Source organism: Micromonospora sp. WMMD737 (assembly GCF_049179055.1).
In the GTDB taxonomy this organism is placed as follows: Bacteria; Actinomycetota; Actinomycetes; order Mycobacteriales; family Micromonosporaceae; genus Micromonospora; species Micromonospora reichwaldensis.
Map to the genome: position 1 here is coordinate 1 of NZ_JBMHMH010000011.1, position 2,406 is coordinate 2,406.

Sequence of the window (2,406 nt, forward strand, 5' to 3'; positions counted from 1 at the left end):
ATCACCCTCGAGGCCGGGGTGTCGCTGGGCGCGATGCCGGTGTACCGCTTCGGCAACGAGGAGCAGAAGCAGCAGTGGTTGCCGCTGCTGGCCTCCGGCAAGGCACTGGGTGCTTTCGGGCTGACCGAGGCCGGCGGCGGCAGCGACGCCGGCGCCACCAAGACGACCGCCCGGGAGGACGGGTCGAGCTGGGTGATCAACGGCTCCAAGCAGTTCATCACCAACTCCGGTACCGACATCACCAAGCTGGTGACCGTCACCGCGGTGACCGGAGAACGGGACGGCAAGAAGGAGATCTCGTCGATCCTGGTGCCCGTGCCGACACCGGGTTTCACCGCCGAACCGGCATACAACAAGGTCGGCTGGAACGCTTCGGACACCCACCCGCTGAGCTTCGACGACGTTCGGGTGCCGCAGGAGAACCTGCTCGGCGAGCGCGGCCGCGGCTACGCGAACTTCCTGCGCATCCTCGACGAGGGCCGCATCGCCATCGCCGCGCTGTCGGTGGGCGCGGCGCAGGGCTGTGTGGACGAGAGCGTCAAGTACGCCAAGGAGCGCGAGGCGTTCGGCAGGCCGATCGGTGCCAATCAGGCGATCGCGTTCAAGATCGCCCGGATGGAGACGCGCGCGCATGTGGCCCGCTCCGCCTACTACGACGCGGCGGCGCTGATGTTGTCGGGCAAGCCGTTCAAGAAGCAGGCGGCGATCGCCAAGCTGGTGGCCAGCGAAGCCGCGATGGACAACGCCCGCGACGCCACGCAGATCTTCGGCGGATACGGCTTCATGAACGAGTACCCCGTCTCCCGCCACTACCGCGACAGCAAGATCCTCGAGATCGGTGAGGGCACAACCGAAGTCCAGCTGATGCTGGTCGGGCGGGAGCTGGGACTGTGAGCGGTGCGAACGATCAGACAGAAGTGAGCGGTGCGAACGATCAGACAGAAGTGAGCGACGACAGCGGAAAGAAGATCGTCACGCAGCGCGGGCTGTGGTTCGAGGAGTTCGAAACCGGCGTGGTCTATCAGCACCGTCCCGGGCGCACCATCACCGAGGCCGACAACGTCCTGTTCACCACCTTGACGATGAACACCCAGGCACTGCATCTCGATGCCGCGTTCTCCGATGCCTTGCCGCCGTTCAACCAGCGGCTGGTCAACTCGATGTTCACGCTGTCCACACTGGTGGGGCTGTCGGTGGCGCAACTGACCCAGGGCACCATCGTCGGTAATCTCGGCTTCGGTGAGGTGGCGTTCCCGAAGCCGCTTTTCCACGGCGACACCCTCTATGCCGAGACCGAGGTCACCGACAAGCGGGAGTCCAAGAGCCGCCCGGGCGAGGGCATCGTCACCTTCGCCCACACCGGCCGCAACCAGCACGGCGACATCGTGGCCACGGCGTCCCGAAAGACCATGGTGCGCAAACGGCCCCAGGAGGAGCGTCGATGACTGCGACGACCGGGCTGGTGGCGGGGCCGGGGTGGCTGTTCTGCCCGGCCGACCGTCCCGGGCGTTTCGAGAAGGCCGCCGCGGCAGCCGATATCGTGATTCTCGACCTCGAAGACGGGGTGGCCGCCGACGACCGCCCCGCGGCCAGGCAGGCGCTGGTCGATGTTCCGCTGGACCCCGCGCGCACCGTGGTGCGGATCAACCCCAGTGACACCGCCGACCATCCCCTGGATCTCGAGGCGCTCGCCCGGACTCCGTACCACACCGTGATGCTCGCCAAGACCGAGGGGCCCGAACAGATCAGCGCGCTGGCCCCACGCAACGTGGTGGTGCTGATCGAGACACCGTTGGCGGCATTGCGGGTGACCGAGTTGGCCCGGGTCGACAATGCGTTCGCACTGATGTGGGGCGCCGAGGATCTGTTCGCGGTGCTGGGCGGTACCGCCAACCGGTATCCCGACGGCTCGTACCGCGAGGTGGCCCGGCACGTGCGTTCGCAGTCGCTGCTGGCCGCCAAGGCCTACGGCCGGCTGGCGCTGGACTCGGTGTACCTCGACATCAAGGATCTCGACGGGCTGCGCGCCGAGGCCGACGACGCGGTCGCCGTCGGATTCGACGCCAAGGTGGCCATCCATCCCAGCCAGGTCGCGGTCGTGCGGGCGGCCTACGCCCCGACCGAGGAGCAGGTGGACTGGGCGCGCCGGGTTCTCGACACCGCACGGCGCGAACGAGGTGTGTTCGCCTTCGAGGGCACCATGGTCGACGCCCCGGTGCTGCGGCGCGCCGAGCGCATCGTGGCGTTGGCGCCCTAGCCCGGGGACTGGTCGGGGAGCCGGCGACCGAAGCCGGTCACCGGCGTTTGGCGGCCGCCAGGCGTTCGGCGAATGCCGGGGACAGGATCGAGCACGCCTGCGGGCCGAGTTCGGTGTCCACCGCGATGCGGTGCTGGTCGGTGTCGACG

At 68.2% G+C, this 2,406-nt stretch carries 3 protein-coding genes; all 3 read left to right on the plus strand.

What is annotated here, in order from left to right:
* The coding region (locus ACN27A_RS33760; RefSeq protein WP_421458962.1) for an acyl-CoA dehydrogenase family protein at positions 1-894 on the plus strand (894 nt) is incomplete at its 5' end.
* Entirely contained in the window at positions 891-1,445 is a 555-nt protein-coding gene (locus ACN27A_RS33765; protein ID WP_421458964.1) for a MaoC family dehydratase, read from the plus strand. The genes ACN27A_RS33760 and ACN27A_RS33765, both read left to right, overlap by 4 nt.
* A gap of 17 nt (positions 1,446-1,462) precedes the next feature.
* Positions 1,463-2,257, plus strand: coding sequence for an HpcH/HpaI aldolase/citrate lyase family protein (locus ACN27A_RS33770; protein WP_421458965.1), 795 nt, complete (start codon positions 1,463-1,465; stop codon positions 2,255-2,257).
* Positions 2,258-2,406: the final 149 nt, after the last annotated feature.